The sequence below is a fragment of the Dermabacter sp. Marseille-Q3180 genome, from assembly GCF_940792985.1.
GTDB lineage: Bacteria > Actinomycetota > Actinomycetes > Actinomycetales > Dermabacteraceae > Dermabacter > Dermabacter vaginalis.
The window spans coordinates 77,201-96,572 of the sequence record NZ_CALNWU010000001.1 but is presented as its reverse complement, the minus strand read 5'-3'; the positions used below and the strand labels follow the sequence as shown (position 1 = coordinate 96,572).

Here is a 19,372-nt window from a genome sequence, read left to right as displayed (position 1 = left end):
GCCCTACGCGCTGCTCTCAGGCGAACTCGCGACTTTGTCGACCGCGCCACCGAATCGACGATCGCGCTTCGCGTAGTCGAGGATTGCGCGCCAGAGCGTTCGCCTATCCACATCGGGCCACAGCTCGGGAACAAAAAGCATTTCAGCGTACGCGGCCTCCCAGAGGAGGAAATTGGACGTGCGCTGCTCACCCGAGGTACGGATGAACAGGTCAACATCGGGCATTTCCGGATCGTACAAATGCGCACGGATAGTCTTCTCACTCACGCGCGAGGGCGAGAGTTTGCCACTTTTGACCTTCGCGGCGATCTCCTTTACCGCATCCGCGAGTTCCGCCTGGCCACCGTAGTTGACGCACATGTAGAGCGTGAGACCCGGGTTGTGCTTCGTCAGCTCTTCGGCCTCTCGCAGTTCCTTAATCACGCTCGGCCACAGGCGCTTCGCCTGACCGATCCACTTGATGCGAACCCCCCACGAGTGAAGGGTGTCGCGTTGGCGGCGAAGAACGCTGCGCGAAAAGCCCATGAGGAAGCGCACTTCGCTTGGGGATCGCGACCAGTTTTCGGTGGAAAATGCGTACGCACTCAGATGGGTGACACCCGCCTGGATCGCGCCTGCCACTACATCAAGCAGCGCTGCTTCGCCGGCGGCGTGCCCCTCTGTTCGCGGCAGGCCACGCTTATTCGCCCATCGACCATTTCCGTCCATGACTACCGCCACGTGTTTCGGGATAAAGCGTTCCTCGAGAATCGGGGCGGTTTCGCCCGAGGGGTGTTCGGGCGGTTTCACAAACGAGGATTTCACGCGTGCTCCTTCGGCGCCGGGGCGCTTTCAATGGATCGATCCACCAAGTCTAGGGCAGTGAGCGGCCGTTCCAGGTGATAGGCGAGGATACGCGCAATGAGCCGGCCGGCCTCTCCCTGGGCCGCGGCCTCGGTTGCGAGAGCTTCCTCCCAATCGCCCGCGAGGAGAAAGATCATATGCTCGGTCACGCTCGGCCGCGCGGCAACGGCGCCGGGGCGCCGACAATCACGGCACACGACGCCTCCTTGGGCCACATCGAAGGCGTGGTGTGGGCCTTCGGCGCCGCACACGGCGCAGCGTCGAAGCTCCGGGCGCCAGCCCGCCATCGCAATCGTGCGCAAAAGAAAAGCGTCGAGAATGAGCACGGGTGGGCGCCCCGAATGCACGAGCGCATGAAGCGCTCCTACGAGCATCATGTAGTGTGCGCTGGTGGGGTCGAAGCCTTCATTGGTGAGCCGTTCGACGGCCTCTCCCATGGCCGCTGCGGCCGTATATCGGCCGTAGTCACCCGCGATCTGCTCGGCATAGGCCGTGATTGTCACGACCTGCGAGACGGTATCGAGCGAGCGGCCGCGATAGCACTGCACGTCGACGCGCTGAAAAGGCTCAAGTCGCGCTCCGAACCGCGAGGAGGTTTTTCTTACCCCCTTCGCCACGGCCCGAAGCTTCCCGTGATTTTTCGAATAGAGGGTGACGATGCGATCGGCCTCCCCCAGATCCTGGGTGCGAAGAACAATCGCATCGTCACGGTACAGCCTCGAGACCACCCGACTGGCGCCCCTTAAAGGATCCCGGCGCGTGCCGCCCGGTTGAGTGCTGAAACGAGGGCCTGGAGCGAGGCACGCGTAATCGAACCGTCGACGCCCACGCCCCAGTAGATCGATTCGCCGATCTCCGCTTCGATATACGCGGCGGCGAGCGAGTCATCGCCTTCGCTAAGGGCGTGCTCCGCATAGTCGAGAATCCTGAGCTTCACGCCGCGTGAGGCAAGAGCCTTGACGAACGCGTCGAGCGGGCCGTTACCGAGCCCCTCGACCGTGCTCTCGTGGTCTTCGACGCGCAGCTGTACGGCGATCCGATCGGTGCCGTCCCCTTCGGAGTGCTGGGTGACACCGCGGAAACCGTAGCGCCCCCAGCGTTTTGCCGCATCGGGGTGCGGCAGGTATTCGTCCACGAAGGTCTCCCACAGCTCTGCCGGGGTCACCTCGCCACCAGCGGTATCGGTGCGATGCTGCACGATGCTCGAGAACTCGATTTGCAAACGGCGCGGTAGGTCCAGGCCGTGCTCGGTGCGCAAAAGGTACGCCATGCCGCCCTTACCGGACTGCGAATTGACGCGGATGACGGCCTCGTAGCTGCGGCCAATGTCTTTCGGGTCAACCGGCAGGTACGGGACGCGCCACGTCGCATCGCTCACCTCGACGCCGGCCTCGGAGGCATCGGCCTCCATGCGCTCGAGCCCCTTCTTGATCGCATCCTGATGCGAGCCCGAGAATGCCGTGAAAACGAGATCGCCGCCGTAGGGGTGGCGCTCGTGCACATCGATCTGATTGCAGTGCTCAACCGTGCGGCGGATCTCGGGCACGTTAGAGAAGTCGATCTGGGGATCAACGCCCTGCGTCGCAAGATTGAGGCCGAGTGTCACAAGATCCACATTGCCCGTGCGCTCGCCGTTGCCGAAGAGGCAACCTTCGATGCGGTCCGCGCCCGCGAGATAACCGAGCTCCGCTGCCGCCACACCCGTACCGCGATCGTTGTGCGGGTGAAGCGAGAGCACCACGCTCTCGCGCGAATGAAGGTTCCTATCCATCCATTCGACCGAATCGGCGTACACGTTCGGGGTCGCCATCTCGACGGTCGCGGGGAGGTTAATGATGATTTTCTTGTCGGGCGTGGGTTTGATGATGTCAATAACCGCGTTGCACACGCGCGCCGCGTACTCGACCTCGGTCCCTGTGAACGACTCCGGTGAGTACTCATACGTGATATCGCAGCCCTCAAGCGACTCCTCGTACTTCTTCGCGAGCAACGCTCCCTGCACGGCGATGTCGAGCACCTCGTCTTCGTTCGCGCGGAACACGACATCACGCTGCACAATCGACGTGGAGTTATAGAAGTGCACGATCGCCCGCTTCGCCCCCTCAAGCGCCTCATACGTGCGTTCGATGAGGTGCTCACGGCACTGCACAAGCACCTGGATCGTCACGTCATCGGGAATGAGATCCCGTTCGATGAGCGTGCGGCAAAAATCGAAATCCGTTTGCGAGGCCGAGGGGAAACCGATTTCGATTTCCTTGTAACCCATCTCCACGAGAAGGTTGAACATCCGGAGTTTACGCTCGGTGTTCATGGGGTCGATGAGGGCCTGATTGCCGTCGCGAAGATCAACCGCGCACCACCGCGGGGCGCGCGTCACCACGCGGTTCGGCCACTGACGATCCTCGAGAGTGAAGGGAATGTGCTCGTGGAAGGGCGTATAGCGATCCACAGGCATGCCAGAGGGGGTTTGCGGCGCATCGCCGTGCTGACCCACAACGGGCGTACTCGGATCTTCGGTCGCGGAGACGGTACGAGCGTGACGGTTCATGGCCGTCACCTTACACCTGAGGGCGCAAACCTCAGGGCGGCAACCGTCGGACACTCAAACTGTGAGATGAAAACGCCCAAAATATTAGAAGCCCAGGCGGCCGAGCTGTTTCGGGTCACGCTGCCAATCCTTCGCGACCTTGACGCGAATATCGAGATGAACGGGGCGGTCCATGAGATCCCGAATACCGCGGCGCGCCCGCGTGCCGACCTGCTTGAGGCGCTTGCCGCCCTTGCCGATCACGATGCCCTTTTGCGAATCGCGTTCGACGAAGAGGGACACGCGTACCACAAGCCGCCCCTCCCCTAGTACCACCTCGGCAAACGGATCTCCATCGAGAGACTCCTCGACGATCTCCTCGACCACGACCGCGAGCGAATGTGGAAGCTCGTCGCGGACGCCCTCGAGAGCCGCCTCGCGCACAAGCTCCGCGATACGGTCGCTCACGCTCTCCTCGGTGAGTTGATCATCCGGGTAGAGCGCCGGCCCCTCGGGAAGATGCGAGGCGATGACGTCCATGAGAACGTCGATCTGTTGTCCCTCGACGGCGGAGATGGGAACAATGTCCTCCGCCTGAACGAATCGCTCTACTTCCATGAGGTGGGCGGCCAGATCATCACGGCTCACGAGGTCCGCTTTCGTCACGATCGCCACGATCGCGGGGGTCCGACGGTTGCCTCGCAACTGCCGAAGATCCTCCGCGATATAGCGGTCGCCGGGCCCGATCTTCTGATCCGCCGGAAGGCAAAAGCCCACGACGTCAACCTCGGCCAGGGTCTCGCGTACAAGATCGTTGAGTCGCTTACCCAAAAGGGTGCGCGGTCGGTGCACACCCGGCGTATCAACGATAATGATCTGATCGTTTTCGCGGCTCACGATCCCTCGGATCGCGCGCCTCGTCGTTTGGGGTTTCGAACTCGTGATCGCGACTTTGTCGCCTACCATCGCGTTCGTGAGGGTCGATTTGCCCACGTTGGGCCTTCCCACGAGCGCGACGAAGCCACTTCGATGCACAGTTTCCACCTTTGCTCTCCTAGTCGTCGCTCTCGCGCGAATCGTTGGCTGTCTCGCGCGGGGCGCGGCTCACGAGGATCGCCGAGACCTGCTTGCGCCTGCCGCTCGTGCGATCGGCCTCCATGTGGAGACCGTGCGCGTCCCCTTCGGCTCCGATGATGGGCACTCGGCCAATGGTTTTCGCGAGAAGGCCACCGATCGTATCGACATCTTCATCTTCAATCTCGAGATCGAAGAGTTCCCCCACCTCGACGACGGTCATGCGCGAGGACACGCGGTATTCAGCGTCGGAAACCTTTTCCGCCTCGTGCTCGCGCCGATCATGCTCGTCGGCAATTTCGCCCACGATTTCTTCCAGGATGTCCTCGATGGTGACGATGCCGGCGACGCCTCCGTACTCGTCGACGGGGATGCCCACGTGGACGCGGGAGGTGCGCATTTCCTCCATGACCCGGTCCGCGGTAAGAAATTCCGGGTAGAACTTCACGGGCCGCATGATCTCGGTGACGGGGCGATCCCCACCTGGATTCCACGGCGAGTGGATCGCGCGCATGACGTCCTTGAAGTAAAGCATGCCCTTTAAGTCGTCAACGCCCTCTTCACCGATCACGGGGATACGGCTGTAGCCCGAACGCACGAAGAGGCGCATCGCTTTATTTGCTGTTGCATCCGCATCGATCGTCACCATGTCGGTGCGCGGCACCATGACCTCGCGAATCATCGTGTCGTCGAGGTCGAACACGCCCTTGATCATGTTGCGTTCGTCGTCTTCGAGCGCCTCGGTTTCGCTCGCTCGATCAACGAAGTGGCGCAGCTCTTCTTCGGTGGCGAAGGGACCTCCCGCAACCTTGCCGCCGGGGGTAAAGGCATTGGAGATGTGGATGAGCACCTTCGACGGCACCGCGAGCACAATGCGAGCGAACCGCACGAGGGGGACGAGAAACGAGATTGTCTTCTCTGGAGCGCGACGCCCAAGGGTTCGAGGCGAGACGGAGGCTCCCATGAAGGACACGAGGAACGTCACCGTGATCGCGAGGAGCAACGGAAGCCACAGGCCCTCGAGGCTCTCGAACATGCAGGCCGTAATGATGACCGCGTAGGTTGCCTCGGCAAGGACGCGCCCGAGCGCGATGGTCGCGAACGTCGTGTGCGTGTCGTCGTGCATCGTGAGGATGCGGTCGCGCTTCTTCTCCTCATCCTCAAAGTAACGTTCGATGCTGTGGCGCGACAGCGCGCTCAGGGCAGCATCGGCCGCCGAGAAGCACACCGCGAGGATGATCGCGATGATGGCGAGGGGAATAAGAATAGCGATCGTGTTCACGGGCGCGGACCCCCGGTATCGGAGATGCCCACGCGCGAGGTACGGCCCGCGAGGAACGTGAGGAGAAGCTTGCGCTGGAGCGTGAACATCACGCGTTCATCCTCGGGTTCAACATGGTCGTAGCCAAGCAGGTGAAGGATGCCGTGCGTGAGCAAAAGGAGCATCTCTTCTTCGGTGCTGTGCCCCGCAATGCGCGCCTGGGTGGCGGCAACGGAGGGGCAGATGACGATATCGCCGAGGAGCCCTTCGGGGGCGAGCTCGCCTTCGGTTCCCTCGCGCAATTCATCCATGGGGAAACTCATCACGTCGGTGGGGCCCTCGAGGTCCATCCACTCCTCGTGAAGGTCGCTCATTGCGCTCTCATCCACGAACGTGATGGAGAGTTCCGTTGCGGGATGCAGGAACATCGCGTCAAAGACATATCGGGCAAGATCCACGAATTCGCGCGCGTCGATCTTCGCGGTGGTCTCATTATTGACTTCGATGCTCATCGCTTGGCCTTCTTTTTCGGAGAGAACTCGGAAAGATCCCAGCGTGCGTACGCATCAACGATGTCGCTCACGAGTCGGTGGCGCACAACGTCCTTCGAGCTCAAGTGGCAAAAGGCGATGTCGTCAACGTTGCCGAGGATTCGCTCAACGACCTTGAGACCGCTCTTCGTTCCGCCGGGGAGGTCAACCTGGGTCGCGTCTCCGGTGATCACCATTGTCGAGTTGAACCCAAGGCGCGTGAGGAACATCTTCATTTGCTCGGCGGTCGTGTTTTGGGCTTCGTCGAGGATGATGAAGGCGTCATTGAGGGTGCGCCCGCGCATGTAGGCGAGCGGAGCAACCTCGATGGTTCCGGCGCCCATGAGGCGCGGAATCGACTCGGGATCGAGCATGTCGTGGAGGGCATCGTAAAGCGGGCGCAGGTACGGGTCGATCTTCTCGTTGAGCGTGCCCGGGAGGAAGCCGAGCCTCTCCCCTGCTTCGACCGCGGGGCGGGTGAGAATGATGCGGTTGATCTGCTTATCGAGCAGAGCCCGCACGGCTTTCGCGACGGCGAGGTATGTTTTGCCGGTGCCCGCGGGGCCAATGCCAAACACGATGGTGTTCTCGTCGATCGCGTCCACGTAGTCCTTTTGCCCAACGGTCTTCGGGCGGATCGTACGGCCCCGGGACGAGAGCACGGACTGGCTGAGGATCTGCGACACGTGCTGATCCCGGCGTCGATCATCGCCGTAGAGTTCCGCCGCGCGGTGGACCGCCTCACCCGTCACGGTTTCGCCGCTCGCGGCGATTTCAATAAGGGAGTTCATGATCGCGGCAGCGCGGTCGAGCGAGCCTTCGGGGCCGCGCAGCGTGATTTGATGCCCGCGCATCGACACGTCGATGTCCGGCATGATTTTTTCGATGACGTTGAGGGCCTGGTCGTTTGCGCCGAGGACGGCGACGGGGCGCAAGTGATCGGGGATCGCGACGTAGCGCTCGAGAATTTCGGTGGTCTCCTGCACGGTTAGAAGAGGTCTCCTTCAGACTGGGGCGTACCGGCGAGAATATGTCCGTGTACATGGAAAACGCTTTGGCCAGCGCTTTCACCGGTGTTGAAAATGAAGCGGAACTCCCCCTGGGCCTGTTCCTTCGCAACGGCGCCCGCGGCCTTGACGACCGCGGCGAGCAGGTCTTTATTGGCGGAGAGTTCCACGATGTTGGAGTAGTGCTCCTTGGGCACGGCGAGCACGTGCACGGGAGCCTTCGGCTCGAGGTCCTTGAAGCACACGACGTTGGCGTCCTCGTAGACCTTGGTCGACGGGATCTCGCCAGCAACGATCTTGCAGAAGATACAGTTCGGATCGGTGGTGGTCATCGGCTCCTCCTCGGGTGCATGAGAGCGTTGGCCCCACCAGTCTAGTGGGCAAGCGGTGTGCCCACGTGTGGGGTCCGACGCCTTCGAGCGTGCACCTGGGGCCACGGGTGTCATTGTGAACGAGCTACTGCCATCGACCGATCACCGAGCAGAGTGCGGCAAGAGCCGCTGGTCCCGCGCTTGACGCCCGAAGAATCTCGTTCCCGAGTAGAACTGGGGCCGCGCCGGCGGCGGAAAATCGGCGAATCTCCTCGTCGCTTATGCCCCCTTCGGGACCGACGAGGACCCACACTTCCCCAGGCATTTCTCCCGCGTTCGCGGCGCGCATCGCGAGCTCGCGAGTCACTCCACCGAGCCTTTCGGTCGCACTCTCGTGGAGAGCAAGGACCATGGCCCCACGAGAAACCGCACTCTCGATGAGGGGCACAAGTTCCGCACTCGTCACAGCGGTCTCCAGGGCAGGGATGCGTGCGCGGCGCGATTGCTTGACCGCGGCGATAATGCGCGAGCGCCATTTCTCGCGCCCCTTTTCTTCCTTCACACCCTTCCACTGAACGACGCTGCGGTCCGCTTGCCACGGAATCACACGGTCCACGCCGAGTTCGGTCGCCATTTCGATCGCCGATTCGTCCCGACCACCCTTCGCGAGTGCTTGGACGAGGACGAGCAGAGTCGAAGGCTCTGCCTGGGAAATCGGTGTTTCATTGAGCTCGATGTCAAAACCCGATTTCGACACGTTTACGACCAAGGCCTCCGCCTGGTGCCCGCTCGCGTCGGTCACGAGGATGCGCTCTCCCGAGCGCAAACGCATGACGCGCGCCCCGTGGTGGCCCTCATCCCCACCGATCGAGAACGCTGCCCCGGTGCTCGCTCCTTCGAGCGTGTCTTCGAGGAGAAGAAAGTTTTTGAGGCTCACAGCTCGCGGAACTTCTCGCGGATCTTGGCGAAAACTCCGCCATCGCTGTGCTGGGCATTCTTGGCGGCTTCGCGCAGGTCGGATTCCCCGCGCATTTCAGCAAACTGCGACAGCACATCGCGCTCGGCACCGGAGAGCTTCTTCGGAATTTCCACGCCCACTTCGATGAGAATGTCGCCGCGCGTGTCACCATGAAGCGAGTTCACACCGAGCCCCCGCATGCGGTACACCTCGCCAGGCTGGGTGCCGGGCTTGATCTCGACCTCTCGTTCACCGTCAAACGTGGTGAGAGTGGCCTTCGTGCCGAGGGCTGCGGCCACCATCGAAATCGTGAGGCGCGCAAGCAGGTCGTTGCCCTCACGGTGGAAGATTTCGTGCTCCTTGACACGCACTTCAACGAACAGATCACCCGCGGGGCCGCCGGCCTCACCGGCCTCGCCCTCGCCGCGAAGCTGAATGCGGCGTCCCGTATCGATGCCCGCGGGAACGCGCAAGGTAATCGTGCGCTCTTCTTGCACACGGCCGTGGCCCTGGCATTCGGCGCAAGGATTCTCGATGGTCGTGCCGTGGCCCTGGCACGCCGAGCACGGCGCGAGCTGCACCATTTGCCCAAGCAGGGAGTTCACGGTGCGCTGCACGTGTCCGCTTCCGCTACACACGGTGCATTTCTTCGTTCCGGTTCCCGGTTCACAGCAATTGCCGTGGCATCGATTGCACGTCACAGCCGTCGGGAACGTGAGCTCTTTTTCGGAGCCGAACACAACGTCGTCGAGTTCGAGCGTCATGCGTCGGAGAATGTCGTTGCCGCGCCGCTCACGGGGAATGGGACCGCGCCCGCGCCCGCCGCCCATGCCACTCGCGCCCGCAAACGCCTCAAACAGGTCGGAGAAGTCGAACGTCGCTCCCCCACCGAAGCCACCGAAACCACCGCCGCCGAACGGGCTCTGCCCGCCCATGTCATACATGCGACGCTTTTCAGGATTGGAGAGCGTCTCGTAGGCTTGCGAGACCTTCTTCATTTGATCGGCCGCAGAAGGATCGGGGTTCACGTCGGGGTGAAGCTTGCGGGCCTTTTTACGGTAGGCCTTCTTGATCTCGTCCGCGCTGGCGTCCTTGGAGACGCCGAGGATCTCGTAAAAATCGTCGTTCACGAAGTGTGGTTCCTTGAGAGTTGGGTGCAGTTCTTAACCGATGAAACGGGAAATATACCGGGCGACGGCGCGCACGGAAGATATGGAGGTCACGTAATCCATGCTCGAGGGGCCGAGGATCGCAATACGTGAAGACGGCGAAACGCCACCCGCCGCTTCGGTATAGGCGCTCCCCACGAGGGCTGCGCGCTGAAGAGCATCACCGGAAACGCTACTGAGCTCCTCGCCGATCAGCACGTCGACCTCGCCGAAGTTCGAATGCATCTCGCCAAGAAGCCGCAAAAGCACGAGTTGCTCCTCGAGGAGGTCGAGCATCGGGCCAACTTCGCGCGAGAACTGCTCACCGCGAGCAAGATTCGAGACGCCGCCGACGATCATACGATCCTCGCGGCGCGAGGCAAGCAGTTCGCCGAGCGCCTCGAGCACTTCGGTGGCGGCAGCGCGTGTTGGTGCGGATTCCTCCTCGAGGAGTGCATTGAGGTCCCCGCCCACTGAGGTCACGGGCCTCGATGCGCACACGCGATTGATGCGCTCGCGCAGGCGTTCATAGAACGCGGCATCCTGCGGGTGCTGAAGAGAAATCGTTTGCTGATCCACTCGGCCCGCATCGGTGATGAGCACAACGAGCAAGAGGGTTTCGGAAGTCTTCACGAGTTCAACGTGACGCACGTGAGCCTGGCGCAACGCGGGGTACTGCACAACGGCGACTTGATTCGTGAGGCGCGAGAGCAGACGCACCGTGCGGGACAGCAGATCATCGAGGTCGTGGGCACCGTCGAAGAACGTGTGGATTGCGCGACGCTCGGGCGCTGAAAGGGGTTTGACCTGCGCGACGTAATCGACGAACACGCGGTAGCCCTTATCGGTGGGGATGCGCCCCGCCGAGGTGTGGGGCTGCATGATGAGCCCCTCTTCTTCGAGCACCGACATGTCGTTGCGCACGGTCGCGGCGCTCACGCCTAGCTCGTGACGTTCCAGCAGTGACTTCGAGCCCACGGGTTCGCGGGTCGCCACGTAATCTTCCACGATTGCGCCGAGGATGCTGAGCTTGCGCTCATCCATGTATCTCATCCTTTCGCGCGTTAGCAGTCACGGGCTTCGAGTGCCAATACTACGCGCACTGGTCGCTCCTCGCACGGTGTGGCGATCCCCTGTGAGCGAACACGCCCCTGGTAGCGTAAAGCGCCGTGAATATCGATCGCTACGGCCACGACGTCCTTTCCGGTACCGGGGATGCCTTTCACCCGAAACGCCCCGCGAGCAGGGATGTCCCCGCCGAGCGCGGGCTCGTCGTCGAGGATGTCCAAACCGGCTGGGTTGGCGCCGTCACGCGCGTCGAGAAATCCGGCGGCATCCACATCGTCGAACTCGAGGATCGTCATGGGCGCCTCCGCACGTTCCGCCTCGGCCCAGGCTTCTTGATCGATGGGAAACCCGTTCGCCTTGTTCCACCCACAAAGGGTGATCCGCCGGCTGCTCGGCAAACGTCGGGCCCGAAGCGAAGCGCGTCGGGCTCGACCTACGTTGAGGGAGCGCGTGCCCGCGTGGCGCGGGGCTCGCGGATTTGGGTGGAAGGCAAGCACGATGCGGAACTCGTGGAGAAGGTGTGGGGGCACGACCTGCGTATCGAGGGCGTTGCTGTCGAAATGCTCGATGGCGCCGATAATCTTCTCGAGCGCGTTCGGGCTTTCCGGCCGGGGCCGGACCGCAAGCTCGGCGTGCTCGTCGATCACCTCGTTGCGGGATCCAAGGAAACCCGCATCGCCGAGAGCGTCATGCGCGAGCCGGGAATACGTGAGCACGTTCTCATCCTCGGTCACCCGTACGTCGATGTGTGGCAGGCCGTGAAACCCGCGCGAGTAGGGCTCGAGAAGTGGCCGCACATCCCAAGAGGCGTCGACATCAAGGTCGGCTCGCTCAAGGCGCTCGGCCTCCCCGCAGAGTCGCAGGCGGACATCGCCGAAGGGTGGCAAAAGATTCTCGGGCGGGTGCGCTCGTACGCGGATGTCGAGCCGACCCTTAGCGGGCGCATCGAAGAACTTATCGATTTCGTCACCGCCACTCACTGAATTGCATTGGGTTTGTGGGGGTTTGAGCACGGAACCAAATCCGACGCTTACCTCGCCCGCGCCCAAGAGCCACCAGAAGCATTAACTATGCGGCCGAGTCCCCGCTTCTGCCAAAACCATGCGGTGCTCTGTATTCATTCAAGATCCAGCCGTAAGCCGCAACCGAGACATCATGCACTGCCCTGACGGACGCCACAACTGCCCGTCCGACTGTCCGGGCCCTCATCTGCACTAAACGTGATCCAAGCCACGTGATAGGTTCAGGTAGGTGCAAGGTCGGGTTATCGGTGACTTTCGAAAGCGTAGGTATCTCATGATTTTTAGGTCCCCGTGGTTTATGGTCATTTTCGTTGTTGTCGTGATGATCGTGGCGATCCTGCTTCTCGGCTTTCTAATTTTTACCGTTCTTCAACAATTCGTCGCCCGACATAAGAAAACGGACAACGAAAGTGATCAAGATGAACCGTAGGGATCACCCGAGTCTTCGCCGCTTCAAAGGCGCTCTCAAGGCAAAACATCGCGCGCAATGGCATCGGCGATGAGCCGGCCGGCGTCGGAAAGCCTCACGATCCCGCTATCCCATGCACACGCATCCAACCGCCCCGCTGCCACGTGCTGCTCGAGCACCTCGCGTGCCTCATCGCTCGAGGTGAGCGGGTTACTCGCCGCCTCGAAACCCTCCCGGATACGCATCTCGAGCATGAGGCGCTCGAGCGCGCGATCCTCGGGCGAAACGTTCTCGAACCCGTCGACGGGCAAACGCCCGGCGGCGAGGGCGGCGGCATAGCGTGAGGGGTGCTTGAGGTTCCACGAGCGGTAGCCGTCGCGGTGTCGATGCGCGCCGGGGCCGATCCCCCACCAGTCGCGGCCCCGCCAGTAGGCGAGGTTGTGGCGGCATTGATACGCCTCGCCGCGCGCGAAGTTCGAGACCTCATACCACTCGAAGCCCGCGGCTCGCGTGCGGTCCGCGATGAGTTCGTAGGCATCGGCCATGAAGTCTGGGTCGGGTTCGGTGAGCTCTCCACGCCGCAGCTGACGCGCCATTTTGGTGTTGCCCTCGACGATGAGCGAGTAGGCGCTCACGTGATCCGGTTGCATCTCGGTGATCGCCTCGATCGTGGTCTCGACGTCCGTGAGCGTCTCCCCCGGCGTTCCATAAATCATGTCGAGGCTTACTTGAAGGCCCGCTTCCCGGGCCCACGCGACGGCCCGTGGCACGGATTCGGGGTTGTGGGTGCGGTCGAGGATCGCGAGCACGCGCGGCACCGCCGATTGCATCCCAAAGCTCACGCGAGTAAATCCGGCATCGGCGAGGCGGAAGAGGGAGTCCCGCGTGACGGAATCGGGGTTCGCTTCGGTCGTCACCTCGACATCGGGGGCGAGAGGGATGAGCGAGCTGAGGTGCGCGAGCATGCGCGCCTGGTCATCGGCAGGAAGCAGCGTGGGGGTTCCGCCACCAAAGAACACCGTGTCAACTCGGTTGTAAGAAAAGCCCGACGCTTCATCATCCGCGAGCGTGAGATCCATTTCGCGCATCGCATTAGCGGGGTATTCGGCCTGGGAGCCTCCGCCGCCGAGTTCCTTCGCGGTGTAGGTGTTGAAGTCGCAGTACCCGCACCGCACCGCGCAAAACGGCACATGAATATAGACCGAGAGGCCTCGGCCCTTGACGTTAGTTGCCGCGGCCATCAGTGATGAGCGAGGCGGGGAATTCAAACGCGATATCGGCACTTTGGAGCGCCGCGAGGCATCCCTTTGCCATGGACGTGTACACGGGCGTTTCAGTGTCGCGGGCCCAGGTCAGGAGCGCCTTGGCGCTCGCCGGATCAATCTCGTCCGTGAGTCCGCGGAATATTTCGCCGATACTGACGCCGTGCTCGGGAACCGACAGGACCTCGATCTCATCGCCCGGGCGCACAACGCCCTCGCGCACGATGCGGAAGTACGCGCCGCACTTGCCGTAAGCAGTGAAGCGGCGTCCCCACGGGCCCCGCTGTTCGAGCCCCGCCTGATCGGCGAAGCGCCCCATCCAGACGGCAAAGGTCTTGCAGGGTTGGCGCGGCACGCTCGCCTCAAGCTCGGCACCGCCAATCCGCCAGCGCGAGCCGATGACGACCTCGTCGGTATCAATGCCCTCCGTGACCAGATTTTCACCGAAGGCACCGTCGGGCAGACCACTGAAACCTTCTTGGCGAGCAAGTTCTTCGCGAGTTTCGCGCGCGAACGCGTACACGGCTTTGAAAAGACCGCCGTGATGTTCGGTATCGCCCTGCACGTCGCCGAGCACGCCGTGCGTCAAGAGCTTGATCCCCTCCGGGCGCGGGACCTTGTTGATCCCCGAGCGTATCCCCGTTGCTTCGACGTGGAAGAGGGAATCCACCGAGCACGTCGAGACCACGCGCGCCGGGGCGTCAGTAATGGTGACCGAAAGCGGTTCAACGTTCATGCTCACGCCTCTCACTTGTTTTTGCCGTCGGCCGAGCCGCCGTCCGAGCGCAATGCCGCGATGAACGCTTCCTGCGGCACGTCAACCGAGCCGATCGACTTCATGCGCTTCTTGCCTTCCTTCTGCTTCTCGAGCAGCTTGCGCTTACGTGAGATGTCGCCGCCGTAGCACTTGGAGAGCACGTCCTTGCGAATCGCGCGGATGTTCTCGCGAGCGATGATGCGCGAGCCGATCGCCGCCTGGATGGGCACCTCGAACTGTTGGCGAGGAATGAGGTTTTTGAGTTTGCCGGCCATCTCTACGCCGTAGTGGTAGGCCTTATCGCGGTGCACAATCGCGCTGAAGGCGTCCACCGTTTCGCCCTGAAGCAGCATGTCCACCTTAACCAGATCGGCCGCTTCCTCACCCTGCACGTCGTAGTCGAGCGAGGCATAGCCCTTCGTTCGGCTCTTGAGCTGGTCGAAGAAATCGAACACGATTTCGGCAAGGGGAAGGGTGTACCGAAGCTCCACGCGGTCTTCGCTCAGGTAGTCCATACCCTTCATCGTTCCGCGTTTTGACTGGCACAGCTCCATAACGGTGCCCACGAATTCCTTAGGCACGAGAATCGTGGATTTCGCGGCGGGCTCGCGAATCTCGTGAACCTTGCCCTCGGGGAAGTCCGAGGGGTTGAGAACTTCAACCTCGGTGCCGTCCTCCATGGTCACGTGGTAGATCACACTTGGCGCAGTCGAGATCAGGTCCAGGTTGAATTCGCGCTCGAGCCTCTCGCGCACAATCTCGAGATGAAGCAGCCCCAAAAAGCCCACGCGGAAACCGAAGCCAAGCGCGGTCGACGTTTCCGGCTCGTAATTGAGCGCGGCGTCGTTAAGTTTGAGTTTGTCGAGCGCGTCTCGCAGTGCCGGGTAGTCGGAGCCATCAATCGGGAAGAGCCCCGAGAACACCATCGGCTTCGGTTCGGAGTAGCCGGCTAGCGGTTCTTCGGCGCCGCGCAGCGCAGCGGTCACGGTGTCACCGACCTTCGACTGGCGCACGTCTTTCACGCCCGTAATGAGGTAACCGACCTCGCCGGGGCCGAGCCCCTTCGTGGGCTTCGGCTCGGGCGAAATCACGCCGAGCTCAAGCAGTTCGTGAGTCGCACCGGTCGACATCATCTGAATTTTCTCGCGCGGGTCGAGTTGCCCGTCAACCACACGCACATACGTGACAACGCCCCGATAGGTGTCGTACACGGAGTCAAAAATCATCGCGCGCGAGGGCGCATCGATGCGCCCATGGGGCTTCGGGATCGTGCGTACGACGTGATCGAGAAGCGCCTCAACTCCCTCGCCGGTCTTGCCGGAAACCTTGAGCACGTCTTCGGGTTCGCAGCCCACGAGCTGGGCAATCTCCGCGGCGTACTTTTCCGGATCGGCAGCCGGCAGATCAATTTTGTTGAGCACGGGGATGATCTCAAGGTCGTTATCGAGCGCGAGGTAGAGATTCGCGAGGGTCTGTGCTTCGATCCCCTGAGCGGCATCGACCAGCAAAATCGCGCCTTCGCAAGCGGCGAGCGAACGCGAGACCTCGTAGGTGAAGTCCACGTGGCCCGGCGTGTCGATCATGTTGAGCGCATAGGCCTCGCCATCCACGACCCACGGCATGCGCACGGCCTGGCTTTTCACCGTGATGCCGCGCTCGCGTTCAATATCCATGCGGTCGAGATACTGGGCCCGCATCGCACGCTCATCAACTACGCCGGTGAGCTGGAGCATGCGGTCGGCGAGAGTCGATTTGCCGTGATCGATGTGCGCGATGATGCAGAAGTTGCGAATCCTCTCCATGGAGGTCGCGGCTGGCTCGATCTCGCGCATGTTCGCGGGGGCGCTAGTCAACGGGAATCCTTTCGACGGGCAAAGATGCCTTCATTGTCCCATGCACACTCGTTTTTGGCCCGTTCACTCCCGCCATCGCACGGGTTGATACGGTCACACCATGAGCGTTCTCTCGTCACTCAAGTCCATCGCTGGCACACTCGCCCGAAACCGGCGGGTGCAGCGCGCCGCTGGCCGCCTCGCCCGGGAGGGAGTGCGGGCCTTCGAAAACAAACGGAAAAGGTCCGACGCCGGCCCGGCAAACGTCGGACCACAAACCCGCGATGGTGCCGGCCCAAGCGAAGCGCACTCCGCGCTCCCCGATCGCGCCAGCAGCGCTCCCCTGACCATCACGTATGCACCTGCGGCAGACGGCAACCCCGATCCGGGCGAGGTCGTGTGGGCGTGGGTGCCGTTCGAGGAGGATCATTCGAAGGGCAAGGATCGCCCCGTTCTCGTGCTTGCTGAGGAGGGCAATGGCGTGATCGTGGCACTCATGCTCACCTCGCGCGATCGAGGCAAGGGCGATCACACCGATGAACACGGCAATCGCTGGGTGGACATCGGCACCGGTTCGTGGGACGCCAAGCACCGTCCCTCGGAAGTGAGGGTCGATCGCCTCATTCGCCTCGAAGCCTCCAAGGTGCGACGCGAGGGCGGCAAGCTCGACAAGGCTCGCTTTGATCGGGTGGCTAATGCCACACGCGAAGAACACGGCTGGTGAGCTGAAGCCCTGTGCTTTCGCGCCGGCCGCTGGTAGAGTTGACGGCTGTATGTGTGAACATACTGCGCTGAGTGCGGCGCACTTGCACCCCTTTCGTGTCTCTGGGGCGTAGTGCTGCATGCGCCGGCGTGAGTTTTTCCGTTCGTGATGCGAACGTTTGACGTCTCCAGGCGATACCCCACCGCCCGTCCCCGTCGAGCGCGAGCACCTCTCATGAGCGGCGTTTCACCTCAACATCTAGAAAAGGCACCTCGTGGCAAACATCAAGTCCCAGATCAAGCGCATCAAGACCAACGCGAAAGCTCAGGAACGCAACAAGGCGTACCGCAGCGAGCTCAAGACCTACGTGCGTAAGGTTCGCACCGCGGTTGCCGCTGGCGATGCAGAAGCATCGACCAAGGCTCTTCGTGAGGCTTCGCGCAAGCTCGACAAGGCTGTGTCGAAGGGCGTTATCCACAAGAACCAGGCCGCGAACCGCAAGTCGGGTCTCGCGAAGCTTGTGGCGACGCTCGAGAAGTGAGCATAGTTCTCACGTTTTAGCGTGACGGAAGGCCCCGCTTCGGCGGGGCCTTTTTCGTTGCCTTGTTGGCAATGGATCGACCCGTGCGTCGACCTTCCTAGCCGAAGATGATCAGCACCTGCGCGACGAGGTCCTTCGCGAACGACAGCACGAGAAGAAGCGTGAGAAGCGCACCACCCGCCACCCACAGAGCGGTTCTCCAGTCGAAACGATTCATGCCCGGCCCCTCCTGGCGCGCGAAATCTCAACGATAAGGCGTTGAAGCGCCCACATTGGGTCACGATCATTACCCTTAACCGCGGCATCCGCTGCAGCGAGGGACTCGAACACTGAGGCGAGCGCTCGCTCCGAGTAGTGGCGGGCGAGCTGAGCGTTGTTGCGGAACATCCAGTCCTGCATGCCTGTGCTCTTTGCCGTCGCACCGGGGATCGCTGCCTGCGCCACCTGCCTGGCCTTGCGCACAATCGTCGCGACGATGGCGACGGGAGACAGCCCCGAGAGTTCGGCTTGGCGAAGCAGCACGAGCGCTTCGCGTTCTTTGCCGGCGAGGCAGGCGTCGGCGATCGCAAAACCCGTTGTCTCCGCGCGACCTGCCGTAAGAGCCTCGACGTGCCTGAGCGTGATGGGGCCGGGCTGCTGCCCCGGCTCGGGTTCGGTGTCGCGCATGAGCTGGGTGCTCACAGCTGCAAGTTCCATGAGGTCGGTGCCGAACGCATCAACGAGAGCTTTGACGGCATCGGAGTTGACGCGGCGGCGCGCACGAGAGAACTCGCTCATCGCGAACGTCATTTTTGCCTTTTGAGTCTTGATCTCGGCGGCATTCACCCAGGGCGCGCCCGACTTCTTCACGGCATCGAGGAGTTTCTTGGCACGCTGGTCTCCCCGGTTGATGAGCACGAGCGTGACATCCTGTTCGGGATTTTTCACGTACTCCATGAGGGCGTTGATGAGGGGCTCGGCACCGCGCGTAACCTCGTCGATGATCACGAGGCGTGGTTCACCGAAGAGTGAAGGCGCCGTGTACTGGAGAAGATCGCTCTTCGTGATCTCGGTCGAAGTAAAGCGGTGAACCTCGAGGTCCGCGTGCCGTTCACGACTAAGGTTCACGATGCGCTCGAGCGCACGCTGGGCAAGGAGCGCTTCCTTGCCCGCGATAAGCACAACGGGCGCGGGTTCGATACTGTGCCACTGGACTTCGGCCATGAAGAGAGTCTATCGACCGCATGGCGAACGCTTTGCGCTTGACGCGAGGTCAACGGCTACGGTGACTCATGACATCTAAATGTATACAACAAACTGGAGGTGGAACCCGTGTTGGGTTTGAGCGCGCTGCTGCTGTTCATCATGGGCATACTCGCGGGCATCGTCAATGCAGCCGTCGGATCCGGCTCTCTCCTCACCCTTCCCGTGCTCCTCGCACTCGGCGTCCCGCCCGGCGTGGCCGTGCGCACCAACACGATCGGCATGTCCTTCGCGACAATCGCCTCCGTCCTTGGCTTTCGCAAAGAAATCGCGGCGGAGAAGCGCTACCTCGCTCCCCTCTCGCTCACCACGATCGTGTGCGCAAGCGCAGGCTCGATACTGCTCCTCCTCTCCCCCTCGAGCGCTCTCGACATCGTCGTGCCCATTCTCATCATCGCTGCGCTCGCCCTCGTCATCGGTCAGCCCTACCTGACGGCGTGGCTCAATAAACGGCGCGAGGCCGCTCCTTGCACGCAAACCGGCCCCGTAGGCGAGGCATACGAGAGCCCGTGGCTCGTCGCGCCCATGGGGGCGGCCGCCGTCTATGGCGGATACTTCACCGCTGCACAGGGCGTTCTCTACATGGGGATCCTCGGCGTCGCCACGTCCCGCAGCATGAAAGACGTCAACCCGGTCAAGAACCTCATGCAGCTCTACGTCAATGCGACGGCCGCAATTATCTACCTCGTGGCGTTCTTGTTTTTCAACGCGCACGTGTGGTGGGCTGGCGTCGTCATTCTCGCCGCGGGCGGGATGATCGGTGGCTATGTTGGCTCGCACGTTGCGAAGCGTCTACCGAACTCGGTATTGCGTGCGACCATCGTCGTCGTCGCACTCGTCGCGCTCGTGCGACAGTTCGTATAGGAAAAGCGAAGGG

The 19,372-nt window shown here is 62.2% G+C and carries 19 protein-coding genes; 4 read left to right on the top strand and 15 right to left on the bottom strand.

Annotation, left to right across the window (positions count from 1 at the left end):
• Nucleotides 1-3: 3 nt before the first annotated feature.
• The 11 genes from NBW56_RS00445 to hrcA form a co-directional block, all read right to left on the bottom strand.
• Nucleotides 4-804 carry an isoprenyl transferase gene (locus tag NBW56_RS00445; RefSeq protein WP_250257570.1) on the bottom strand — a complete coding sequence of 267 codons (801 nt, stop codon included), beginning with the start codon at nucleotides 802-804 and terminating at the stop codon, nucleotides 4-6.
• Nucleotides 801-1,571: a DNA repair protein RecO gene (gene recO / locus NBW56_RS00440; RefSeq protein ID WP_250257569.1), complete on the bottom strand. Its 771-nt coding sequence runs from the start codon at nucleotides 1,569-1,571 to the stop codon at nucleotides 801-803. The genes NBW56_RS00445 and recO overlap by 4 nt, the downstream gene beginning before the upstream one ends.
• A 14-nt stretch (nucleotides 1,572-1,585) precedes the next feature.
• Nucleotides 1,586-3,298: a 2-isopropylmalate synthase gene (leuA, locus tag NBW56_RS00435; protein WP_250258512.1), complete on the bottom strand. Its 1,713-nt coding sequence runs from the start codon at nucleotides 3,296-3,298 to the stop codon at nucleotides 1,586-1,588.
• Between the two features lie 177 nt (nucleotides 3,299-3,475).
• The gene (era, locus tag NBW56_RS00430) at nucleotides 3,476-4,414 is read right to left on the bottom strand and encodes a GTPase Era (protein WP_250257568.1); all 939 of its coding nucleotides are present in this window, start codon (nucleotides 4,412-4,414) and stop codon (nucleotides 3,476-3,478) included.
• A 10-nt stretch (nucleotides 4,415-4,424) separates the two neighbouring features.
• Nucleotides 4,425-5,726, bottom strand: coding sequence for a hemolysin family protein (locus NBW56_RS00425; protein WP_250257567.1), 1,302 nt, complete (start codon nucleotides 5,724-5,726; stop codon nucleotides 4,425-4,427).
• Complete coding sequence (gene ybeY / locus NBW56_RS00420) at nucleotides 5,723-6,217, bottom strand: rRNA maturation RNase YbeY (protein WP_250257566.1); 495 nt, start codon at nucleotides 6,215-6,217, stop codon at nucleotides 5,723-5,725. Before ybeY ends, NBW56_RS00425 begins: the two co-directional genes overlap by 4 nt.
• Nucleotides 6,214-7,221, bottom strand: a complete 1,008-nt coding sequence (locus tag NBW56_RS00415) for a PhoH family protein (RefSeq protein ID WP_065247735.1) — start codon at nucleotides 7,219-7,221, stop codon at nucleotides 6,214-6,216. Before NBW56_RS00415 ends, ybeY begins: the two co-directional genes overlap by 4 nt.
• Before the next feature lie 2 nt (nucleotides 7,222-7,223).
• Nucleotides 7,224-7,574, bottom strand: coding sequence for an HIT domain-containing protein (locus NBW56_RS00410; RefSeq protein WP_065247734.1), 351 nt, complete (start codon nucleotides 7,572-7,574; stop codon nucleotides 7,224-7,226).
• Nucleotides 7,575-7,698: 124 nt separating this feature from the next.
• The gene (locus NBW56_RS00405) at nucleotides 7,699-8,490 is read right to left on the bottom strand and encodes a 16S rRNA (uracil(1498)-N(3))-methyltransferase (protein WP_250257565.1); all 792 of its coding nucleotides are present in this window, start codon (nucleotides 8,488-8,490) and stop codon (nucleotides 7,699-7,701) included.
• Nucleotides 8,487-9,641, bottom strand: a complete 1,155-nt coding sequence (gene dnaJ / locus NBW56_RS00400; RefSeq protein ID WP_250257564.1) for a molecular chaperone DnaJ — start codon at nucleotides 9,639-9,641, stop codon at nucleotides 8,487-8,489. The genes NBW56_RS00405 and dnaJ overlap by 4 nt, the downstream gene beginning before the upstream one ends.
• A 33-nt stretch (nucleotides 9,642-9,674) precedes the next feature.
• Nucleotides 9,675-10,703, bottom strand: coding sequence for a heat-inducible transcriptional repressor HrcA (gene hrcA, locus NBW56_RS00395; protein WP_250257563.1), 1,029 nt, complete (start codon nucleotides 10,701-10,703; stop codon nucleotides 9,675-9,677).
• Nucleotides 10,704-10,828: 125 nt separating this feature from the next.
• Between hrcA and NBW56_RS00390 the strand changes: the two genes are divergently transcribed.
• Complete coding sequence (locus NBW56_RS00390) at nucleotides 10,829-11,710, top strand: DUF3097 domain-containing protein (RefSeq protein ID WP_250257562.1); 882 nt, start codon at nucleotides 10,829-10,831, stop codon at nucleotides 11,708-11,710.
• A gap of 504 nt (nucleotides 11,711-12,214) precedes the next feature.
• Here NBW56_RS00390 and hemW read toward each other — a convergent pair.
• From hemW to lepA, 3 genes are read right to left on the bottom strand one after another with little or no spacing between them, the layout of a single operon-like run.
• Complete coding sequence (hemW, locus tag NBW56_RS00385) at nucleotides 12,215-13,399, bottom strand: radical SAM family heme chaperone HemW (RefSeq protein WP_250257561.1); 1,185 nt, start codon at nucleotides 13,397-13,399, stop codon at nucleotides 12,215-12,217.
• Entirely contained in the window at nucleotides 13,383-14,156 is a 774-nt protein-coding gene (locus NBW56_RS00380) for an MOSC domain-containing protein (RefSeq protein WP_250257560.1), read from the bottom strand. Before NBW56_RS00380 ends, hemW begins: the two co-directional genes overlap by 17 nt.
• 11 nt (nucleotides 14,157-14,167) lie before the next feature.
• Nucleotides 14,168-16,009, bottom strand: a complete 1,842-nt coding sequence (gene lepA / locus NBW56_RS00375) for a translation elongation factor 4 (protein WP_250258511.1) — start codon at nucleotides 16,007-16,009, stop codon at nucleotides 14,168-14,170.
• 121 nt (nucleotides 16,010-16,130) lie between these two features.
• Here lepA and NBW56_RS00370 point away from each other — a divergent pair, with 121 nt between their 5' ends.
• Nucleotides 16,131-16,733, top strand: coding sequence for a type II toxin-antitoxin system PemK/MazF family toxin (locus NBW56_RS00370; RefSeq protein WP_250257559.1), 603 nt, complete (start codon nucleotides 16,131-16,133; stop codon nucleotides 16,731-16,733).
• Between the two features lie 253 nt (nucleotides 16,734-16,986).
• Nucleotides 16,987-17,253, top strand: a complete 267-nt coding sequence (rpsT, locus tag NBW56_RS00365) for a 30S ribosomal protein S20 (RefSeq protein WP_250257558.1) — start codon at nucleotides 16,987-16,989, stop codon at nucleotides 17,251-17,253.
• A 213-nt stretch (nucleotides 17,254-17,466) separates the two neighbouring features.
• On the opposite strand, the gene holA is transcribed toward rpsT, so the two are convergent.
• Nucleotides 17,467-18,456 (bottom strand): DNA polymerase III subunit delta, encoded by a 990-nt coding sequence (gene holA, locus NBW56_RS00360; protein WP_250257557.1) that lies wholly within the window; start codon nucleotides 18,454-18,456, stop codon nucleotides 17,467-17,469.
• Between the two features lie 99 nt (nucleotides 18,457-18,555).
• Between holA and NBW56_RS00355 the strand changes: the two genes are divergently transcribed.
• Nucleotides 18,556-19,359, top strand: coding sequence for a sulfite exporter TauE/SafE family protein (locus NBW56_RS00355; protein WP_250257556.1), 804 nt, complete (start codon nucleotides 18,556-18,558; stop codon nucleotides 19,357-19,359).
• Nucleotides 19,360-19,372 lie beyond the last annotated feature (13 nt).